Raw genomic sequence first — 16,216 nt, 5'->3', positions numbered from 1 at the left:
CATGACCGATCCATCCCTGCACGACGTCTCTTCCGTCAGCGACGGTGACGGGCTGCGCCCACAGCTGGCCGAGCTGGTGGCGCTGCGCCGCCTTGCACAGCGACCGCCGCCGCCACGCCGTGGCCGTGCCGGCAACGCGGGCCAGGCACCTTCCCCGCTGCGCGGCCGCGGCATGGAATACGCCGAGTCGCGCGAGTACGTGGCCGGTGACGATGCACGCCATATCGACTGGCGGGTGACCGCGCGTACCGGCCGTGCCCACACCAAACTGTTCCAGGCCGAGCGCGAGCGGGTCAGCCTGATCGTGGCCGATACGTCGCCGGCCCTGTACTTCGGCACCCGCGTGCGCTTCAAGTCGGTGCAGGCTGCACGTGCGGGCGCCGTTGCCGCGTGGTCGGCGCAGCGTCGTGGTGATCGCATCGGAGCCCTGCGTGGCAGCGACCGTGAACCACCGATTGCACCGGCAGGAGGCCCCCGTGGCGTGCTGCGCGTGCTGGATGCGCTCACCCGCTGGTACGCGCAGCCACCGGCCGATGACCTTGGCCTGGAGCGCGCGCTGGACCATGCGGCCCGCGTGCTGCGCCCGGGCGCGCGCATGCTGGTGCTGGCCGATCCGCAGCAGGCCATCCGTATTCCACCGGCGCGCTGGAGCGCGCTGGCCCAGCACCATGACCTCAGCCTGGTGCTGCTGGTCGATCCGTTGGAGATGCAGCCGCCCTCGGCCGCGCTGCAGTTCCAGACCGCGCAGCAGCGCATCGGCCTCGACCTGCGACGCAGCGAGGTGCAGGGCCATTGGCAGGCCCACTTCGTCGAACCGCTGCAGGAACTGCGACGCCAGCTTGGCGCGCGCCGTGTTGATGTGCAGGTGCTGTCCACCGATGCGCCCAGCGATGCCTGGCTGGCACCCTCCCCCACCGAGGTGCCGGCATGAGCGCCAACCTGCCGCTGCGCGATGTGCAGCTGCCGCCGGCCCCATCGTGGTGGCCACCGGCGCCAGGCTATCTGATGATCGGCGGTGGGGTGCTGCTGTTGCTGGTGGCGTTGGCCTTGCTGTGGTGGCAGCGTCGCCGACGCCGCCAGCGCTGGTTGCAGCTGTTCGACCAGGAGCTGGCGACCACCGCCGATGCTGCTGCAGAACTGGCGGCAATCGCCGGACTGCTGCGTCGCGCCGCGCGCCAGGCACAGCCCGGCAGTGAATCCCTTCGCGATGATGCGTGGTGGCAGCGTGTGGATCCGAAAGGCACGCTGCCCGCGGCACGTCGCAGTCTGCTGGCGGAAGGCGCCTATCGCCCACGGGTGGACGCCAGCGATGTGGCGGCGCTGCGCAGTTGGGCGCGCGAGCGCTATCTGGCCATGCTGCTGGAGCGGCGCCGATGAACCTGCTGGCAAGTTACTGGCCATGGCCGGACCTGCAGCTGGCGTGGCCGCTGGCCCTGCTGGCGCTGCCGTTGCCGTTGCTGATGCGCTGGTGGAAGCGTCGTGCCGATCCCGGCGCTGCGCTGCGCGTGCCCTATGCGGCGACGGAACTGGAAGCGCTGGCCGGAGGCGGCCGCGTTGATGTTTCGTGGCTGCGTACGCTGCTGTTGTGGCTGGGCTGGTGCGCGCTGTGCGTCGCACTGGCTCGCCCGCAACAGCTGGGCGAAGCGATCACGCCACCGCAGCAGGGCCGGCAGATGATGCTGGCGATGGACGTGTCCGGCAGCATGGGCGAGGGCGACATGGTGCTGGGTGGGCAGGCGGTGGATCGCCTGACCGCAGCCAAGGCCGTGCTGGCCGATTTCCTTGATCGTCGTGCCGGTGATCGCATCGGCCTGCTGATCTTCGGCGACCGCGCCTACACGCTTACACCGCTTACTGCCGACCTGGCCAGCGTGCGTGACCAGCTGCGCGACAGCGTGGTCGGCCTGGCCGGCCGCGAGACGGCCATCGGTGATGCCATCGGCCTGGCAGTGAAACGCCTGCGCAGCCAACCCGAGGGACAGCGCGTGCTGATCCTGCTGACCGACGGCGTCAGCAACGCCGGCGTGCTGGAACCGCTGCGCGCGGCGGAAGTGGCCCGCGCCGAAGGTGTGCGTATCCATACCGTGGCATTTGGTGGTGATGGCAGCATGCGCCTGTTCGGCATTCCCGTATCCGCCGACCAGGATCCGGTCGACGAGGCTACGTTGAAGAAGATCGCGAGCATGACCGGCGGCCAGTTCTTCCGCGCCCGCGACACCGCGCAGCTGGCCGGCATCTATGCCGAACTGGATCGGCTGGAACCGATCGCAGCGAAGGGCCCGAGCCTGCGCCCGCGCGAAGAGCGCTATGCCTGGCCGGTGGGTCTGGCGTTGTTGCTGGGCGCATTGGCATGGGTGTGGCCGGAGCGTCGCCGATGATCGCGTTGGCTTCCCATCTTCCCGACTGGAATGCGCTGCACTTCCTGCGCCCGGAATGGCTGTGGGCCTTGCTGGCATTGCCGCTGATCCTCGCGCTGGCGTTGTACCGGCAGCGGCGCAGCGATGTGTGGCGAACAGCGGTCGATGCCCACCTGTTGCCTCATCTGCTGGCTGCGGGCAAGCGCCGGCGTGCACGCCTGCCCTGGGCCGTGCTGCTGGGCTGGACGCTGGCCTCGCTGGCCATGGCCGGACCGAGCTGGCGGCAGCAGGCGCAGCCGATGTTCCAGGCCAGCGCACCGCTGCTGGTGGTGCTGGATCTGTCCAGCCGGATTACCGCTACCGATCTGCCGCCCTCGCGCCTGCTGCAGGCGCGGGCGAAGGTGGGCGAGCTGCTGCGCGCACGCCAGGGCGGCCAGGTGGGCCTGGTGGTCTATGCCGAAGATGCCTACACCGTGGCGCCGCTGACCGACGACGGCAGCAACGTTGCGCTGTATCTGGACGCGTTGTCGCCCGATGTGATGCCACGTGATGGCCAACGTGCCGACCGCGGCATCGACTGGGCGACGCGGTTGATGCGCCAGATCGGGGCATTGCGGGGGCAGATCCTGCTGGTCAGCGATCAGGCGGATGATGAAGCGGCACTGGCCGCAGCGCAGGCGCGCAGCCTCGGCCTGCAGGTGTCGGTACTGGGCCTGGGGACGCCCGCTGGTGCGGCGTACCGGGACGGCAGTGGGCAGATCCGCCAGGCTGCGCTGGACGAAGGCAGCCTGCGTGCAGTGGCCACCGCAGGCGGTGGCCGCTATGCCCGCATCGCCGCCGATGACAGTGACCTGCACGCGCTCGGTGTACTTGATGCACGCGAAGGTGCCGCGGCGCAGCGGCCGGGCGAGGGCAAGCAATGGCGTGATGAAGGGTTCTGGCTGGTGCCACCGGTGATGCTGCTGGCGCTGCTCGCCTTCCGTCGCCGCGCGGTGCTGGCGGCCGTGCTGGCAGTGGGCCTGCTGCCGTGGATGGGGAATGTGCAGGCACAGGCACCTCCAGCGGCCGCTTCGCAGCCCGTGCAGGGCACGCTGTGGAAGCGTGCTGATCAACTGCAGCACCAGCGCTTGGCGGAAGGCGTACAGGCTTACCGCAGTGGCGACTTTGCCAACGCACGCAAGCAATTCGAAGGCATCGACAGCGATGCCGGCTGGTACAACCTGGCCAATACGCTGGCGCGCCAGGGCAACTACGACGAAGCCATTGCCGCCTACGACCGCGCGTTGGCGCTGCATCCCGGCATGGCCGATGCGGTCGCCAACCGTGCCGTGGTCGATGCCGCACGCAAGCGCAAGCAATCGGGTGGCAAAGGCCAGGATCAGCAGAAACCGCCGCAGAACGGGCAGCAGAAGCAACCGCAGAACGGCCAGGGCCAGCAGCCGCAGCAGGGCCAGCAGAATCCCGGCCAGGGCCAGCCGCAGCCGGGCCAGCAGGGCCAGCCCAAGCCCGGTGACGACAGGAACCCGTCGAGCCCGCAGCCCGGCGAGCGTGGCCGCGATGGCCAACAGGCGCCGCCGCAGGTGGAGGATGCCAAGGCGCAGGCCCAGGCGGATGAGCAGCAGCGCCAGCGCATGCAGCAGGCAATGCAGCAGGCACGTGAGGGCAAGGGCGAACAGGATGGCAAGCCCGTGCCAGGCAGTGACGGCAGCACCCCGCGCCAACGCGAGGAGCAACAAGCGGTGGAGGCCTGGATGCGGCGCGTACCGGATGACCCGGGGGCACTGCTGCGGGCCAAGTTCCAGCTGGAAAACGAACGCAGGAAGAGGGAAGGGCGATGACGCGGGCGATCAACATGCACGGGCGCTGGCCACTGCAGGTACTGGCGGCACTGCTGCTGTGGCTGCCGCTGCTGGCCTGGGCGCAGCCGCGCGCGTGGCTGGACCGCGACCGCATCGCGATGGGCGACACGGTCACGCTCAATGTCGAGAGCGACCAGGGCGCGCCGGACTTCACGCCATTGCGTACCGACTTCGACCTCAGCGGGCAGACCAGCAGCCGCCAGGTGGAGTGGAGCAACGGCAGCATGCAGCAGCGCAACCTGTACGGCGTGGCGCTGACGCCACGGCGCAGCGGTGCACTGGTGGTGCCGGGCCTGCAGGTGGGCAGCGTACGTACCGCGCCGCTGACCCTGCAGGTGGATGCCGCTGCCGTGGCCGGCCCTGACAGCAATGCGGTGGCGTTCATCGAAACCGTTGTCGATGACCAGACACCGTATGTGCAGCAGAGCGTAGGCGTGGTGGTGCGGCTGTATTTCGCTTCGCAGCTGGCCTCCGGCGAACTGGTGCTGGATACCCCGGCAGGCGCGTCATTGCAGCGGGTGGGCGATGATCGCACCGATGTGCGACAGGTCAATGGCCGCCGCTACAACGTGGTCGAGCGGCGCTTCCTGCTGATCCCGGAGCGCAGCGGCGCGTTGCGCCTCGCCGGTGCCCGTTTCAGCGGGCGCAGCGCGGGCGGCTTCTTCGATGACTTCTTCGGTGGTGGCGACGGGCGCATGAATGCCACCGGCGCTGACCGCACGTTGCAGGTGCAGGCACAGCCGGCACAGGCGCCGCAGCCATGGCTGCCACTGCAGAGTCTCCAGCTGCGCTACACCAGTGCGCCGACCAGTGCCCGTACCGGCGAAGCGGCCAACGTGGTGGTCGAGGCGATTGCTGAAGGCGCGACCCGCGCGCAGTTCACCGACCTGCCGGTGCCGGATGTCGGCGCCAATGCGCAGGTGTTTGCCGAACCCGCGCAGTACGAAGAGACCTTCAACGGCAGCACGCCGCGGCTGAAGATCACCCGCCGTTATTCGATCGTGCCGCGCCAGCCGGGCGCGCTGGCGGTGCCAGGGCCGCGCCTGCCCTGGTGGGACGTGCGCAACGGCAAGGCGCAGGAGGCGAAGCTGCCGGACCTGACACTGACGGTTGCGGCCGGCACCGGCACGGGCACTGCCTCACCGGCAACGTTGCCGCCGATCGACACCGACGCCGCATTGCCGGGCACCGATGGCCAGGACAGCCGTATCGCGGCCACCGATCCGCGCGCCAGCGGCCTGGCCGAGCGTCCGTGGCCGTGGATGGCGGCGGCCATCGGTCTGGCGCTGCTGTGGCTGTTGACCCTGTTGTGGGGCTGGCAGCGAGGCCGGCGCCCGCGTGCAGTGACGCCTGTCGCTGGCAAGCCCTCTGTGCCGACTGTGGCGAGCGGACGTGCCGGCCTGGCCGAACTGCGCCGCGCGCTCGATGGCGAGGGGTTCGACCAGGTTGAAGCACAGCTGTGTGCGATGGCCGGCGTTGCACACATCGAACAGGTCATCGCGCGGCTTGAGGATGCAGCCCAGCGCCAGGTACTGCAGGACCTGCAGCAGGCGCGCTGGGGCGGACAGGGTGATCTGGCGCCGCTGCGTGCGCGCCTGCGCGAAGTCTTCCGTGACGGACCGCACTGGTCGACGGCCGCGGGTGCCGTCGACACTGGGCTGGCGCCGCTGTATCCGCCACGGCGAACCTGAACCGGCGCCGCTTGCGCGCTTTGTTAGAGTGCATTCATTTTTCGAGGAAACCCGCGTATGACAGCAGCTGCTGCCGACAAGAAGAAGTTGCCCCTGCATTGGAAGATGGGCATCGGCTTTGCGATCGGCCTGGTCCTGGGACTGATCGTGCACGCCCTGGGCGGCAGCGTCGATGGTCTGCAGGCCGGTGCCAAGTGGGTAATGGACTACGTCACTACCCCGGCATCGGGCCTGTTCCTCAACCTGATCTTCATGCTGATCGTGCCGCTGATCTTCTCGGCGCTGATCATGGGTGTGTCGGAGATGGGCGACATCCGCGCCCTCGGCCGCATCGGCTGGAAAACGCTGGCCTACACCGTGTTGCTGTCCGGCATTGCCGTGGGCATCGGCCTGGTGCTGGTCAACCTGCTCAAGCCGGGTGCCGGCGTCGACCCGCAGGTCGCCGCGATGATGTTGTCGGAGAACGCCGAGCGCAGCAAGGAAATCGTTGCTGGCATCCATGGCACGCCGAAGGGCATGGACATGCTGCTGTCGATCGTGCCGAGCAACGTGCTGCAGGCTGCGTCTGACAACGGTGCGATCCTGTCGCTGATGTTCTTCGCGCTGATGTTCGGCATCGGCATGGTGCTAACCGACAACGAGAAGGTCGCCCCGCTGCGCCGCGCCATCGAAGGCGTGTTCGAAATCTCGATGACCCTGATCAACCTGGTCATCCGCCTGGCCCCGTATGCGGTGGCCTGCTTCATGTTCAACCTGGCCGCGCTGTTCGGCTTCGAGCTGATCATCCGCCTGGGCGCCTACGTGGGCGTGGTGGTGCTGGCCCTCGGCCTGCACATGGTGGTGACCTACGGTACGGCCGTATGGCTGTCCGGTCGCTCGCCGCTGTCGTTCTTCCGCGATACCCAGGAGGCGACGGTGATGGCGTTCTCCACGGCCTCCAGCAACGCCACCCTGCCGACCGCGCTGCGCGTGGCCGACCAGATGGGCCTGCCGCAGCGCGTGTCGCGCTTCGTGCTGACCGTGGGCGCCACCGCCAACCAGAACGGCACCGCGCTGTTCGAGGGCGTGACGGTGATCTTCCTGGCCCAGTTCTTCGGCGTGGACCTGAGCATCGGCCAGCAGATCATGGTGATGGCGGTCTGCATCCTCGGTGGCATCGGCACTGCCGGCGTGCCGTCGGGCTCGCTGCCGGTGGTGGCGATGATCTGCGCGATGGTGGGCGTGAATCCGCTCGGTATCGGCCTGATCCTGGGCGTGAACCACTTCCTGGACATGTGCCGTACCGCGCTGAACGTGACTGGCGACCTGGCCCTGACCACGCTGGTGGCCAAGGGCGAAGGCCACGATGGCCCGGCGCTGGGCCCGCAGCAGGACTGAGTCCGGAGCCACTGCTGGCGACCTGATCGGGGTCGGATTCCTTTCCGCAAAGAAAGGGATTCGACCCCTTTTCACATGCGGAATCCGGCGGAGATCATGAAGTGTCGGCCAGCGGCCGCCACGACCGGGCACGGTGAACCGACCCCCGGCCCGACGACTATGGGACAATAGGCCGCCCGCACGTCCGCGGCCGCCTCCCGATTCCGACAGAACCATGACGCAGCCTACCCGTCGCCAGTTGGCCAACGCCATCCGCTTCCTTGCCGCCGATGCGGTTGAAACCGCAAAGTCCGGCCACCCCGGCATGCCCATGGGCATGGCCGACATCGCCGAAGTCCTCTGGAACGACTACCTCCGCCATAACCCGAGCAATCCGCACTGGTTCAACCGCGACCGTTTCGTGCTGTCCAACGGCCACGGTTCGATGCTGCAGTACGCGCTGCTGCACCTGAGCGGTTACGACCTGCCGATCGAGCAGCTGAAGCTGTTCCGCCAGCTGGGCAGCCACACCGCCGGTCACCCGGAACGCCACGAGACCCCGGGCGTGGAAACCACCACCGGCCCGCTGGGCCAGGGTTTTGCCAACGCCGTGGGCTTCGCCCTGGCCGAGAAGCTGCTGGCTCAGCGCTTCAACCGCCCGGAGCTGGAAGTGGTCGACCACCGCACCTGGGTGTTCATGGGCGATGGCTGCCTGATGGAAGGCGTGTCGCATGAAGCGGCGTCGCTGGCTGGCACCTGGGGCCTGCACAAGCTGGTCTGCTTCTGGGACAACAACCACATCTCCATCGACGGCAACGTCGAGGGCTGGTTCACCGACAACACCCCGGAGCGTTTCGAGGCCTATGGCTGGAACGTGGTGCGCGATGTTGATGGCCACGACCCGGAGAGCATCAAGGCCGGCATCGAGGCCGCGCTGTCGCAGAGCGACAAGCCGACCCTGATCTGCTGCCGCACCACCATTGGTTTTGGTTCGCCGAACAAGGCGGGTAAGGAATCCAGCCACGGCGCCCCGCTGGGCAAGGACGAGCTGGAAGCCACCCGCAAGCAGCTGGGCTGGGAGTACGGTCCGTTCGAGATCCCGCAGGCGATCTACGACGGCTGGCGCGCCAATGGCGCCGGCACCCTGCGCCAGGCCGAGTGGGAACAGCTGTTCGACAAGTACGCCAGCCAGTACCCGGGCGAAGCCGCTGAACTGACCCGTCGCTCGCACGGCGAGCTGCCGGCCGACTTCGTTGCCAAGGCCGATGCCTACATCGCCCAGGTGGCCGCTGAAGGCCCGACGATCGCGTCGCGCAAGGCCTCGCAGCTGGCCATTGAAGCCTTCGCCCCGCTGCTGCCGGAAATCGTCGGCGGCTCGGCCGACCTGGCGCACTCCAACCTGACCCTGTGGAAGGGCAGCAAATCGGTTGCCAGCGACGACGCCAACGCCAACTACGTGTACTACGGCGTGCGCGAGTTCGGCATGACCGCCATTGCCAATGGCCTGGCCCTGCACGGTGGCTTCATTCCGTTCGACGCCACCTTCCTGGTGTTCAGCGACTACGCCCGCAACGGCGTGCGCATGAGCGCGCTGATCCCGGCCCACGCCATCCACGTCTACACCCACGACTCGATCGGCCTGGGCGAAGACGGCCCGACCCACCAGCCGGTGGAGCACCTGGCCTCGCTGCGCTACATCCCGAACAACGACGTGTGGCGTCCGTGCGATGCGGTCGAGTCGGCGGTGAGCTGGAAGGCCGCGATCACCCGCCAGGATGGCCCGAGCTGCCTGGTGTTCAGCCGCCAGAACCTGCCGCACCAGCCACGCAACGCCGAGCAGATCGCCCAGATCGAGCGCGGTGGCTACGTGCTGGCCGATGCGGCCGGCACCCCGGACGTGATCCTGATCGCCACCGGTTCGGAAGTCTCGCTGGCCACCGAAGCCAAGGCCCAGCTGGACGCGGCCGGCCTCAAGACCCGCGTGGTCTCGATGCCGTCCACCGACGTGTTCCTGCGCCAGGATGCGGCCTACCGTGAATCGGTGCTGCCGAATGCCGTGCGCAAGCGCGTGGCCGTGGAAGCCGGCGTCACCGGTTTCTGGCGCCAGTTCGTCGGCCTGGACGGTGCCGTGATCGGTATCGACACCTTCGGTGCCTCGGCTCCGGCCGACCAGCTGTACAAGCACTTCGGCATCACCGCCGCCCACGTGGTGGAAGCCGCCAAGTCGCTGTAAGCAGCATCGCAGCGTGATGAAGGAAAGGCCGGCGCACGCCGGCCTTTTCTTTGCCGCAGGAAAAAGGGGACGGAGGGGATTAAGTCGTATGTGCACATACGACTTAATCCCCTCCGTCCCCTTTTCTCAGGCGGTGCGCGCCAGTGCCAGCCGCAGGAGGCGCGCGTCCAGGCGTTCGGCGAAATCCTTCGGGGCCTGCAGGCCCATGCGCTGCAGGTACACCGCATCGCCGTCGCCAGCGGGTTGGCGCAGCGCTGCCCAGACGGTGCGCAGCTTGTCGGCGCGGGTCTGCGTGTTGGCCTTCAGCCAACCCAGCGCCTTCACCAGCACCTGCTCGATCTCGTTGAAGTCGCTGCCCAGCGGATAGTCGGGCAGGCTGCCATCGGCGCGGAAGGGTGCCAGTGCGGCGGCCAATGCCTGCGGCGTGTTGCGCTGCTGCTGTTCCGGATCTGGTTGCGCGGCGGCCAGCAGCTTGCGCGAGGCATGTGCCTGCTGCAGCAGGCCGCCCTGGAACGGGGCTTCGGTGATCGCGGTCATCGCATGCACGCAGTCCTCGTCGGTCAGCCCACGCAGATCGGCGATGCCGTATTCGTTGAGGTAGATGTCGCGCAGGTGGCGCGGGATGGTGGTATGCCCGTAGTTCCAGCGAACGTTGGATTCGCGCTGGCCCTTGTCATCGCGCGCGGCGCGGAACATCAGCACGCTGCGCGCTTCCGGCAGCGCATGTGCCATCGCCACGAAGTTGTACTGGCCGCCTACGCCGGACACTACGCGTCCGTCGTCCAGCGCATCCGACACCGCCGCACCCAGCGCGGTGGCCATCATGCAGGAGTTGAAGAAGCGCGCGTGCCGGCGCTGCAGGCGTTCCAACGTTTCGTTGCCGCCGTACAGCTGGTTGATCTCGCTGATCCGGCGCATGCCGATCGCGCGGCACTCGTCTTCCGGCAATGTGCGCAGCCACTCGTAGAATTCCGGCGAGCCCAGGTAGAACGCGCCATGCAGGTACTCGCCCTCGGCGGCCAGGGTGGCGTGATCGATGGACAGCGTGCTGCCATTTTCAATGCGCTGCATCAGCGCCAGGTCGTCGTGCACCTTGCGCTTGATCACCCCGGTCTGCACCAGCCGGCGGAAGCCCTCGTTGAGCATCTCGCTGCAGCCGTACAGGCCCACCTCGAACGGATCCAGTCCGCCGATTTCCTGCACCAGCGGGTGGCTGGCCAGCTGCGGGTCCAGCGCGTGCAGTACGCGGCGGTAGCGGGCGTTGTCGGTGTGGCGCAGCACCAGCGCATGGCTGAGCGCATCGGCCAGCGTGCCGATGCCAATCTGCAGGGTGCCGCCATCGCGCACCAGCGTGCTGGCGTACAGGCCAATGGCGTAGTCAGCATCGCCAACTGGTTGCCGCGGCAGGCCGAACAACGCCGGGTACGGCGGTGGCGGGGTGATCACCAGATCGAAGAACGACACATCGACCGTCGCCGAGCCGCCCAGATAGGGCAGCTGCGGGTCGATCTCGGCGATCAGCAACGGGCGCGGCAGCCCGCGCGCGGTCATCGCATCCAGCGTGTCCTGGGTGATGTCGTTGTTGCAAGACAACGAGAGCCGGCGGTCATCGGGCCGCATCGCCACCTTCTGCACGATCACCTGCGGCGCGCGCTGCGCCACCGCATCGGCGGCGTGGGTGTAGTTCAGGCTGGTATAGCTGGATTGCGCCTGCCGCGACCCGAGCAGGGCGCCGGATTGCATGTAGAACTCTTCCACCTGCACATGTGCCGGCAACGCGTCGCGCGCGATCGCATCGGCATAAGCCAGGCGCGGGAAGTCGTCGCCGAAATGGCGCTGCGCGAACGGCGCCAGGAAGCGCGCTTCCAGGCCGTTGCCCCGCGCCTTCGGCGGATTCAGCGACAGCGCGGTATACAGCTGCAGCGGCCGCGAATGGTCGTGCTCGACGCGTGCGTAGAGGGCATTGAGCAGCCGGTGTGGCTTGCCCAGTGCCAGCGGTGCCCCGATCCGCAGCGGCCCGTCCACGCGCGCAAACAACCAGTCGACAGCGGCGTCCAGGTCGGTGAGGTGTTCGGTCATGCGCGGCGGTCCTGCGTGTGGGGGAGTGCTGGCATTACAGCATGTCGGGCTTGAACCGCCGTCGACGCGAGACTTCCGCGCCTGACACCATGAACTGCCCATCGCCCCGGTAATGCACCGTGCGCGGCAGCTTTGGCCGGGGCGCGACGTGGGCGCGCACGATTTCCCAGATGAACAGGTTGCTCGACGCCACCTGGCTGTCGTCGTACAAGCGGCATTCGAAGCACGAATGACATTGGCCGACCAGCGGCGCGCCGACCTCGCGCGCGGGCAATGCGTCGAGACCGAAACGGGCGAACTTGTCGACCTCGCGGCCGCTGCAGTTGCCGATGTCCACCACGGTATCGAGCAGCTCCACGCCGGGCACGTTGATCACGCACTCGCCGCTGCCACGGGCCAGCGCATGGCTGTGGTTTTCGTTCCACAGGTAGGTGGCGACCAGCGAAGGCGAGAAGCCCATCACCATATGCCAGCCCATCGTCATCAGGTTGCGCTGGCCGCCCCAAGCCGTGCTAACCAGCACGATCGGGCCGGGTTCGAGGAAGCGGCGGGCCTGCTCGACCGGGAAATCCTTCTTGCGCAGCGCTTTCATCCGGGGCCTGGGGCGGGAGGAACCGATGCTGGCGCAGATTCGATGAACCTGGAGTCGAGAGGCTTGACAGGCGATTCGATTACGCGCGTAATCGAATCGTCGATTACGGATGTAAACCATGACCCCGATCAGCGAAGCCGAAGCCGTTGTGATGGAGGTGCTGTGGCAGCAGGCACCGCGTAGCGCCGACGAAGTGGTCGCCGCGCTGGCCCACCGCGACTGGGCCGAGCCGACCATCAAGACCTTGCTCAACCGCCTGCTGACCAAGGGCGCGATCGCCGCCGAACGTGATGGACGGCGCTACCTGTACCGGCCGCTGCTGCAGCGCCAGGCCTGGGTGGAGGCGCAGAGCCAGGATTTCATCGGGCGAGTCTTTGAAGGGCGCGTGGCGCCGCTGGTCGCGCACTTCAGCGAACGTGGCCAGTTGAGCGCGCAGGACATCGCCGAACTGAAGAAGCTCATCCAGGAGCTGGACCATGACTGAGCTGCTCGACGGACTGTGGCGGGCCAGCCTGTGGCTGGCGGTGGGCGTGGTCCTGCTGGCGGTGATGCGGCCATTGCTGGTGCGATTGGGCGGCGCGGGACTGGCCTATCGCAGCTGGTGGTTGTTGCCGATGCTGCTGGTGGCCTTGCTGCTGCCATTGCCGCAGGCTGCGCTGTTGCAGCAGGTGCCCACGCTGCCGCTGAAAGTGATGCCCGGTGCCCTTGATAGCGTGGCCGGGCATTGGCTTTCATGGGCCGGGCTGTTGTTCACGCTGTGGGCACTGGGCGCGGGTATCTGCCTGCTGCGCGACTTGCGCGCGCAGCGTCGTTTCGAACGGCGCATGGGGCCACTGAAGCTGCGCACCGATGGAAGCTGGCAGGCCAGCGGCGATCCAGGCCTGCCCGCGCTGGTGGGCCTGTGGCGGCCGCGCATCGTGGTCGGCCCGGAATTCGATCAGCAGTTCAGTGCACAGGAGCAGGGCCTGATCCTGCAGCATGAGCGCAACCACCGTCGCAACGGCGATCACTGGGCCAACGGCGCGCTGCTGCTGATGCGCGCGGCGTTCTGGTTCCACCCGCTGGTGCCGTGGGCTGCACGCCGCTTCCTGCGCGATCAGGAGCTGGCCTGTGATGCCCGCACCATGGCCCCGCAGCCTGCGCTGCGCGGCCTCTACGCCAGCACGCTGCTGAAGGCGCAGCTGGTCCACCCGGTTGCGCCCGCGGTCTGCCATTGGCGCGGCCAACCCGTGTTGAAGGAGCGTATCGCCATGTTGAAGCAGTCCAAGCGGAAGGCATTGCCGTGGGTGTCGGGGCAGGTACTGGTGGTCGGGTTGTGTCTGGGAATGGGAGCGGTGGCGTGGGCCAGCCAGGGCGGTACGGCGGGAGGCCCGGCAGGGCCCGTCATGGATCGGGAGATCCAGGTCGACAAGATGCCGCCACCGTCCTACCCGAAGTCCGCGGTCGAGCAGCGCCAGGTGGGCGTAGTGAACCTGCGCGTGGAAGTGGACGCCCAAGGGCATCCCACTGATGTCCAGGTGCTCAGTGCCACCAACCCGGGCGTGTTCGATGCGGTGTCGATCGCCGCCGCACGCAGCTGGACCTATCGGCCGGCGGTGAAGCATGGCCAGCCGGTTGCAGGGGCGGTGAAGATTCCGATCACCTTCGCCATGGATGACACCGAGGACGCGAAGTGAAGTCCGCGCCGCTGTTGATGATGGCGGCGCTGCTGGTGGGGTGTGCAACCCAGGATCGCCTGACCACGGTCGATACCCGCAGCGAAAATGTCGGTCACCAGCGCCTGCGGCCCGATGCGGGGGGAGGGACCGGCCAGATCCAGCGCTACACGCTGGCCGCCAGCGAAGGCTACCGCATGCCGCAGCTGCATACGGCACCGGATCCGGTAGTGGGCGAGCGTGATCCACGCACCTCGCTGCCGCCGACTACGGTCTGCCTGCAGGTGGTGGTGGATGCGCAGGGCAGCGTTGAGCGCAGCATCCCGCTGACCGACCGCAGCGAATGCAGTGCGGGTGAGGCACCGGAGAATGCGCCCTTGCTGCAGGCAGCGCAGGAGGCGGTTGCCATGTGGAAGTACTCGTCTGCCGCGGTCTGCCACTTCGCACCGGGCAAGGTGCCGGCTGATCGCGGCGACTGCCGCAGTGCCGAGCGGGTCGAACCGGTGGCTGTCACCCTGCAGTACGCTTTCACCTTCGAGGTCGTGAAGGGCCAGCATGTGGTGCGCACGCAGGGGAAGTGAACAGGGCTGATTCCCGACGGAACGGTAGCGCCGGGCCTTGCCCGGCGGGTACCGCGCGGCGCCTCAGGCCCCGCCCTGGATGTTGGCCTTCACCGCCGGCTGCATCAGTTTCGGTTCTTCCAGCGTGGCATCGCGGGCCTGTCGCACGCTGACGAATTCCGCCTCGGCCACACCGTCGTGCACGTGGATGTTGTGCGCGCGCTGTTCGCCGACGGTGGTTTCGTTGGCGAAGCCGCGGCCACCCGGGCCATAGTCGTGGCAGACAAACACGCGCGTTGCATCGGGCAGGGCCAGCAGGCGCTGGATCGAGCGGTACAGCTGCGCGGCATCGCCGCCCGGGAAATCGCAGCGGGCAGTGCCACCGTCGGGCATGAACAGCGAGTCACCGGTGAACAACGCATCGTCGATCAGATAGGCAATGCTGTCGCTGGTATGGCCGGGTACGGCGATCACCTGACAGCGTAGTTCGCCCAGAGCGAAGGTTTCGCCGTCGCTGAACAGGTGATCGAAGATTTCATCTGCGGCAGGAAGCTGCAGGCCATAGCGTGGTGCAAACGTTGCCTGTACCGCGCGGATGCCTTCGCCGATGGCCAGCGTGGCCTGCGGGAAGCGACGCTTCAGGCGGCGCCCGGCCGACACATGGTCAGCGTGGGCATGGGTTTCCAGCAGCCAGCGCAACTGCAGGCCTTGTTGCTCGATGGCCTGCAACGCGCCATGCAGCGGCGCTTCACTGCTGGCGTCGGTATCCGGGTCGTAGTCCAGGACCGGGTCGATCAGCGCTGCCTCGCTACTGGCCGGGTCGCTGACCAGGTAGCTGAAGGTGTTGCTGTCACGGTGGAAGAACGACTGCACCTGGACCGACATCGGAGCTCTCCTCAGCGCGCGCCGAGCACGCGGTTCAGCAACTGCGCCAGGTTTTCACCGGCCAGTCGCAGCTGCGCTTCGGCCAGCGGCCGGTAGCGCTCGGTGTATTCGTCACCGATTTTACGCGTGGCCGGATAAACGCCAGCTTGCATGGGGATGCGGCAGCTGGCCTCGGCCCACGTCTGCGGGTCGCGCTGCGGGTTGGACTGGCGCGCCAGCTTCGGCGCGCGCTGGCTCTGCAGCAGCGGCAGATAGCCCGCATCGTCCAGCTTGCGGGTGTTGAGCATGCCGCTGTCCCACAGCGAGTGCAGGTTGGTGCCGCGGTTGCCGAACTGCAGCTGGAAATCGTTGCCGCCCTTGTCGTGGGCGTAGCCGGCGTGCATCGGCTGATGGATGTCGCCGACCAGGTGCACGACGAACTTCAGCGCCTGCAAGCGCTCGCCGTCGGTCAGGTTGCGGTCGCCGAGGATGGCACTCTGCGCCTTCAATGCCTCGACGATGCAGTTGCCGTTCCTGCAGTGCTTCGGTGCTTCGTAATGGCAGTTGTCTTCGGCGATGTTGACGTAGTGCCAGCCGGCCGAGCGACGGCCCAGGCCCGGGTCCTTGGCGCGCAGCTGGTCGGCCCACGGCGCGATGCTGGCCAGGGTGGCGTCCGGTTCGGTGGCCAACAGGCGGTCCACTTCGGCGCGGGCGGTGGGGGTGAGGCGGGCGTCGGCGACTTCGGCGACAAGGCGGTGGCCTTGCGCACCCCAGGCATGGGCGGGGGCGGACAGGGTCAGCAGGGCCGGCGCGAGGGCGGCGGCGAGGAACAGGGAGTGCAGGGCTTTCATGCGCACATTCTAGCGGGGTAGGTGGATTGAAGAGCGGCGCGTTCCTGTCTGCTGGGGGCTGGCTGCAGGGGCAGGCGCTGCGGGACCGTCCGCGGCATGGGCCCGAGGCATGCCTCGGC

Annotated in this window: 14 protein-coding genes; 10 read left to right on the top strand and 4 right to left on the bottom strand. The window is 67.9% G+C overall.

The annotated features are described in order from the left end of the window. The first annotated feature begins 1 nt into the window (after window position 1). From N5J73_RS09945 to tkt, 7 genes are all read left to right on the top strand, one after another. On the top strand, window positions 2-931 hold the full coding sequence (locus N5J73_RS09945) for a DUF58 domain-containing protein (RefSeq protein WP_049444599.1): 930 nt from the start codon (window positions 2-4) through the stop codon (window positions 929-931). Continuing rightward, a complete protein-coding gene (locus N5J73_RS09940) occupies window positions 928-1,377 on the top strand; it encodes a DUF4381 family protein (RefSeq protein WP_049444596.1) in 450 nt (149 codons plus the stop codon). The genes N5J73_RS09945 and N5J73_RS09940 overlap by 4 nt, the downstream gene beginning before the upstream one ends. Continuing rightward, window positions 1,374-2,378 carry a VWA domain-containing protein gene (locus N5J73_RS09935; protein WP_049444594.1) on the top strand — a complete coding sequence of 335 codons (1,005 nt, stop codon included), beginning with the start codon at window positions 1,374-1,376 and terminating at the stop codon, window positions 2,376-2,378. The genes N5J73_RS09940 and N5J73_RS09935 overlap by 4 nt, the downstream gene beginning before the upstream one ends. Then, a complete protein-coding gene (locus N5J73_RS09930) occupies window positions 2,375-4,195 on the top strand; it encodes a tetratricopeptide repeat protein (protein WP_049444592.1) in 1,821 nt (606 codons plus the stop codon). Before N5J73_RS09935 ends, N5J73_RS09930 begins: the two co-directional genes overlap by 4 nt. Beyond that, window positions 4,192-5,907 (top strand): BatD family protein, encoded by a 1,716-nt coding sequence (locus tag N5J73_RS09925; protein ID WP_049444590.1) that lies wholly within the window; start codon window positions 4,192-4,194, stop codon window positions 5,905-5,907. Before N5J73_RS09930 ends, N5J73_RS09925 begins: the two co-directional genes overlap by 4 nt. Window positions 5,908-5,964: 57 nt before the next feature. Continuing rightward, window positions 5,965-7,284 (top strand): dicarboxylate/amino acid:cation symporter, encoded by a 1,320-nt coding sequence (locus N5J73_RS09920; protein ID WP_088480094.1) that lies wholly within the window; start codon window positions 5,965-5,967, stop codon window positions 7,282-7,284. Between the two features lie 214 nt (window positions 7,285-7,498). Then, window positions 7,499-9,496 carry a transketolase gene (gene tkt, locus N5J73_RS09915; protein ID WP_049444586.1) on the top strand — a complete coding sequence of 666 codons (1,998 nt, stop codon included), beginning with the start codon at window positions 7,499-7,501 and terminating at the stop codon, window positions 9,494-9,496. A 126-nt stretch (window positions 9,497-9,622) separates the two neighbouring features. Here the strand turns inward: tkt and N5J73_RS09910 are convergent, their stop codons facing one another. Both N5J73_RS09910 and N5J73_RS09905 read right to left on the bottom strand, forming a co-directional pair. Then, complete coding sequence (locus N5J73_RS09910) at window positions 9,623-11,575, bottom strand: acetyl-CoA hydrolase/transferase C-terminal domain-containing protein (protein ID WP_049446321.1); 1,953 nt, start codon at window positions 11,573-11,575, stop codon at window positions 9,623-9,625. Between the two features lie 34 nt (window positions 11,576-11,609). Continuing rightward, window positions 11,610-12,167 carry a flavin reductase family protein gene (locus N5J73_RS09905; RefSeq protein ID WP_049446322.1) on the bottom strand — a complete coding sequence of 186 codons (558 nt, stop codon included), beginning with the start codon at window positions 12,165-12,167 and terminating at the stop codon, window positions 11,610-11,612. A 118-nt stretch (window positions 12,168-12,285) separates the two neighbouring features. Here N5J73_RS09905 and N5J73_RS09900 point away from each other — a divergent pair, with 118 nt between their 5' ends. Genes N5J73_RS09900 through N5J73_RS09890 form a run of 3 tightly spaced genes read left to right on the top strand, consistent with a single transcriptional unit; the run spans window position 12,286 to window position 14,403 of the window. Then, window positions 12,286-12,651, top strand: coding sequence for a BlaI/MecI/CopY family transcriptional regulator (locus N5J73_RS09900; RefSeq protein WP_012481135.1), 366 nt, complete (start codon window positions 12,286-12,288; stop codon window positions 12,649-12,651). After that, a complete protein-coding gene (locus tag N5J73_RS09895) occupies window positions 12,644-13,843 on the top strand; it encodes a TonB family protein (RefSeq protein ID WP_049446324.1) in 1,200 nt (399 codons plus the stop codon). The genes N5J73_RS09900 and N5J73_RS09895 overlap by 8 nt, the downstream gene beginning before the upstream one ends. Continuing rightward, complete coding sequence (locus tag N5J73_RS09890) at window positions 13,840-14,403, top strand: hypothetical protein (RefSeq protein WP_049446326.1); 564 nt, start codon at window positions 13,840-13,842, stop codon at window positions 14,401-14,403. The genes N5J73_RS09895 and N5J73_RS09890 overlap by 4 nt, the downstream gene beginning before the upstream one ends. Before the next feature lie 63 nt (window positions 14,404-14,466). Here the strand turns inward: N5J73_RS09890 and N5J73_RS09885 are convergent, their stop codons facing one another. After that, window positions 14,467-15,267: an MBL fold metallo-hydrolase gene (locus tag N5J73_RS09885; RefSeq protein WP_049446327.1), complete on the bottom strand. Its 801-nt coding sequence runs from the start codon at window positions 15,265-15,267 to the stop codon at window positions 14,467-14,469. 11 nt (window positions 15,268-15,278) lie between these two features. Beyond that, a complete protein-coding gene (locus N5J73_RS09880) occupies window positions 15,279-16,097 on the bottom strand; it encodes a S1/P1 nuclease (RefSeq protein WP_049446329.1) in 819 nt (272 codons plus the stop codon). Window positions 16,098-16,216 lie beyond the last annotated feature (119 nt).

The organism is Stenotrophomonas sp. GD03654, assembly GCF_029845105.1.
In the GTDB taxonomy this organism is placed as follows: Bacteria; Pseudomonadota; Gammaproteobacteria; order Xanthomonadales; family Xanthomonadaceae; genus Stenotrophomonas; species Stenotrophomonas africana.
This window is presented reverse-complemented; position numbering and strand designations above follow the sequence as displayed.

What these genes read in the sequence shown, in the direction of transcription:
- N5J73_RS09945 (WP_049444599.1), top strand. Translation starts at nt 2, where the DNA reads ATGACCGATCCATCCCTGCACGACGTCTCTTCCGTCAGCGACGGTGAC.
- N5J73_RS09940 (WP_049444596.1), top strand. Translation starts at nt 928, where the DNA reads ATGAGCGCCAACCTGCCGCTGCGCGATGTGCAGCTGCCGCCGGCCCCA.
- N5J73_RS09935 (WP_049444594.1), top strand. Translation starts at nt 1,374, where the DNA reads ATGAACCTGCTGGCAAGTTACTGGCCATGGCCGGACCTGCAGCTGGCG.
- N5J73_RS09930 (WP_049444592.1), top strand. Translation starts at nt 2,375, where the DNA reads ATGATCGCGTTGGCTTCCCATCTTCCCGACTGGAATGCGCTGCACTTC.
- N5J73_RS09925 (WP_049444590.1), top strand. Translation starts at nt 4,192, where the DNA reads ATGACGCGGGCGATCAACATGCACGGGCGCTGGCCACTGCAGGTACTG.
- N5J73_RS09920 (WP_088480094.1), top strand. Translation starts at nt 5,965, where the DNA reads ATGACAGCAGCTGCTGCCGACAAGAAGAAGTTGCCCCTGCATTGGAAG.
- tkt (WP_049444586.1), top strand. Translation starts at nt 7,499, where the DNA reads ATGACGCAGCCTACCCGTCGCCAGTTGGCCAACGCCATCCGCTTCCTT.
- N5J73_RS09910 (WP_049446321.1), bottom strand. Translation starts at nt 11,575, where the DNA reads ATGACCGAACACCTCACCGACCTGGACGCCGCTGTCGACTGGTTGTTT.
- N5J73_RS09905 (WP_049446322.1), bottom strand. Translation starts at nt 12,167, where the DNA reads ATGAAAGCGCTGCGCAAGAAGGATTTCCCGGTCGAGCAGGCCCGCCGC.
- N5J73_RS09900 (WP_012481135.1), top strand. Translation starts at nt 12,286, where the DNA reads ATGACCCCGATCAGCGAAGCCGAAGCCGTTGTGATGGAGGTGCTGTGG.
- N5J73_RS09895 (WP_049446324.1), top strand. Translation starts at nt 12,644, where the DNA reads ATGACTGAGCTGCTCGACGGACTGTGGCGGGCCAGCCTGTGGCTGGCG.
- N5J73_RS09885 (WP_049446327.1), bottom strand. Translation starts at nt 15,267, where the DNA reads ATGTCGGTCCAGGTGCAGTCGTTCTTCCACCGTGACAGCAACACCTTC.
- N5J73_RS09880 (WP_049446329.1), bottom strand. Translation starts at nt 16,097, where the DNA reads ATGAAAGCCCTGCACTCCCTGTTCCTCGCCGCCGCCCTCGCGCCGGCC.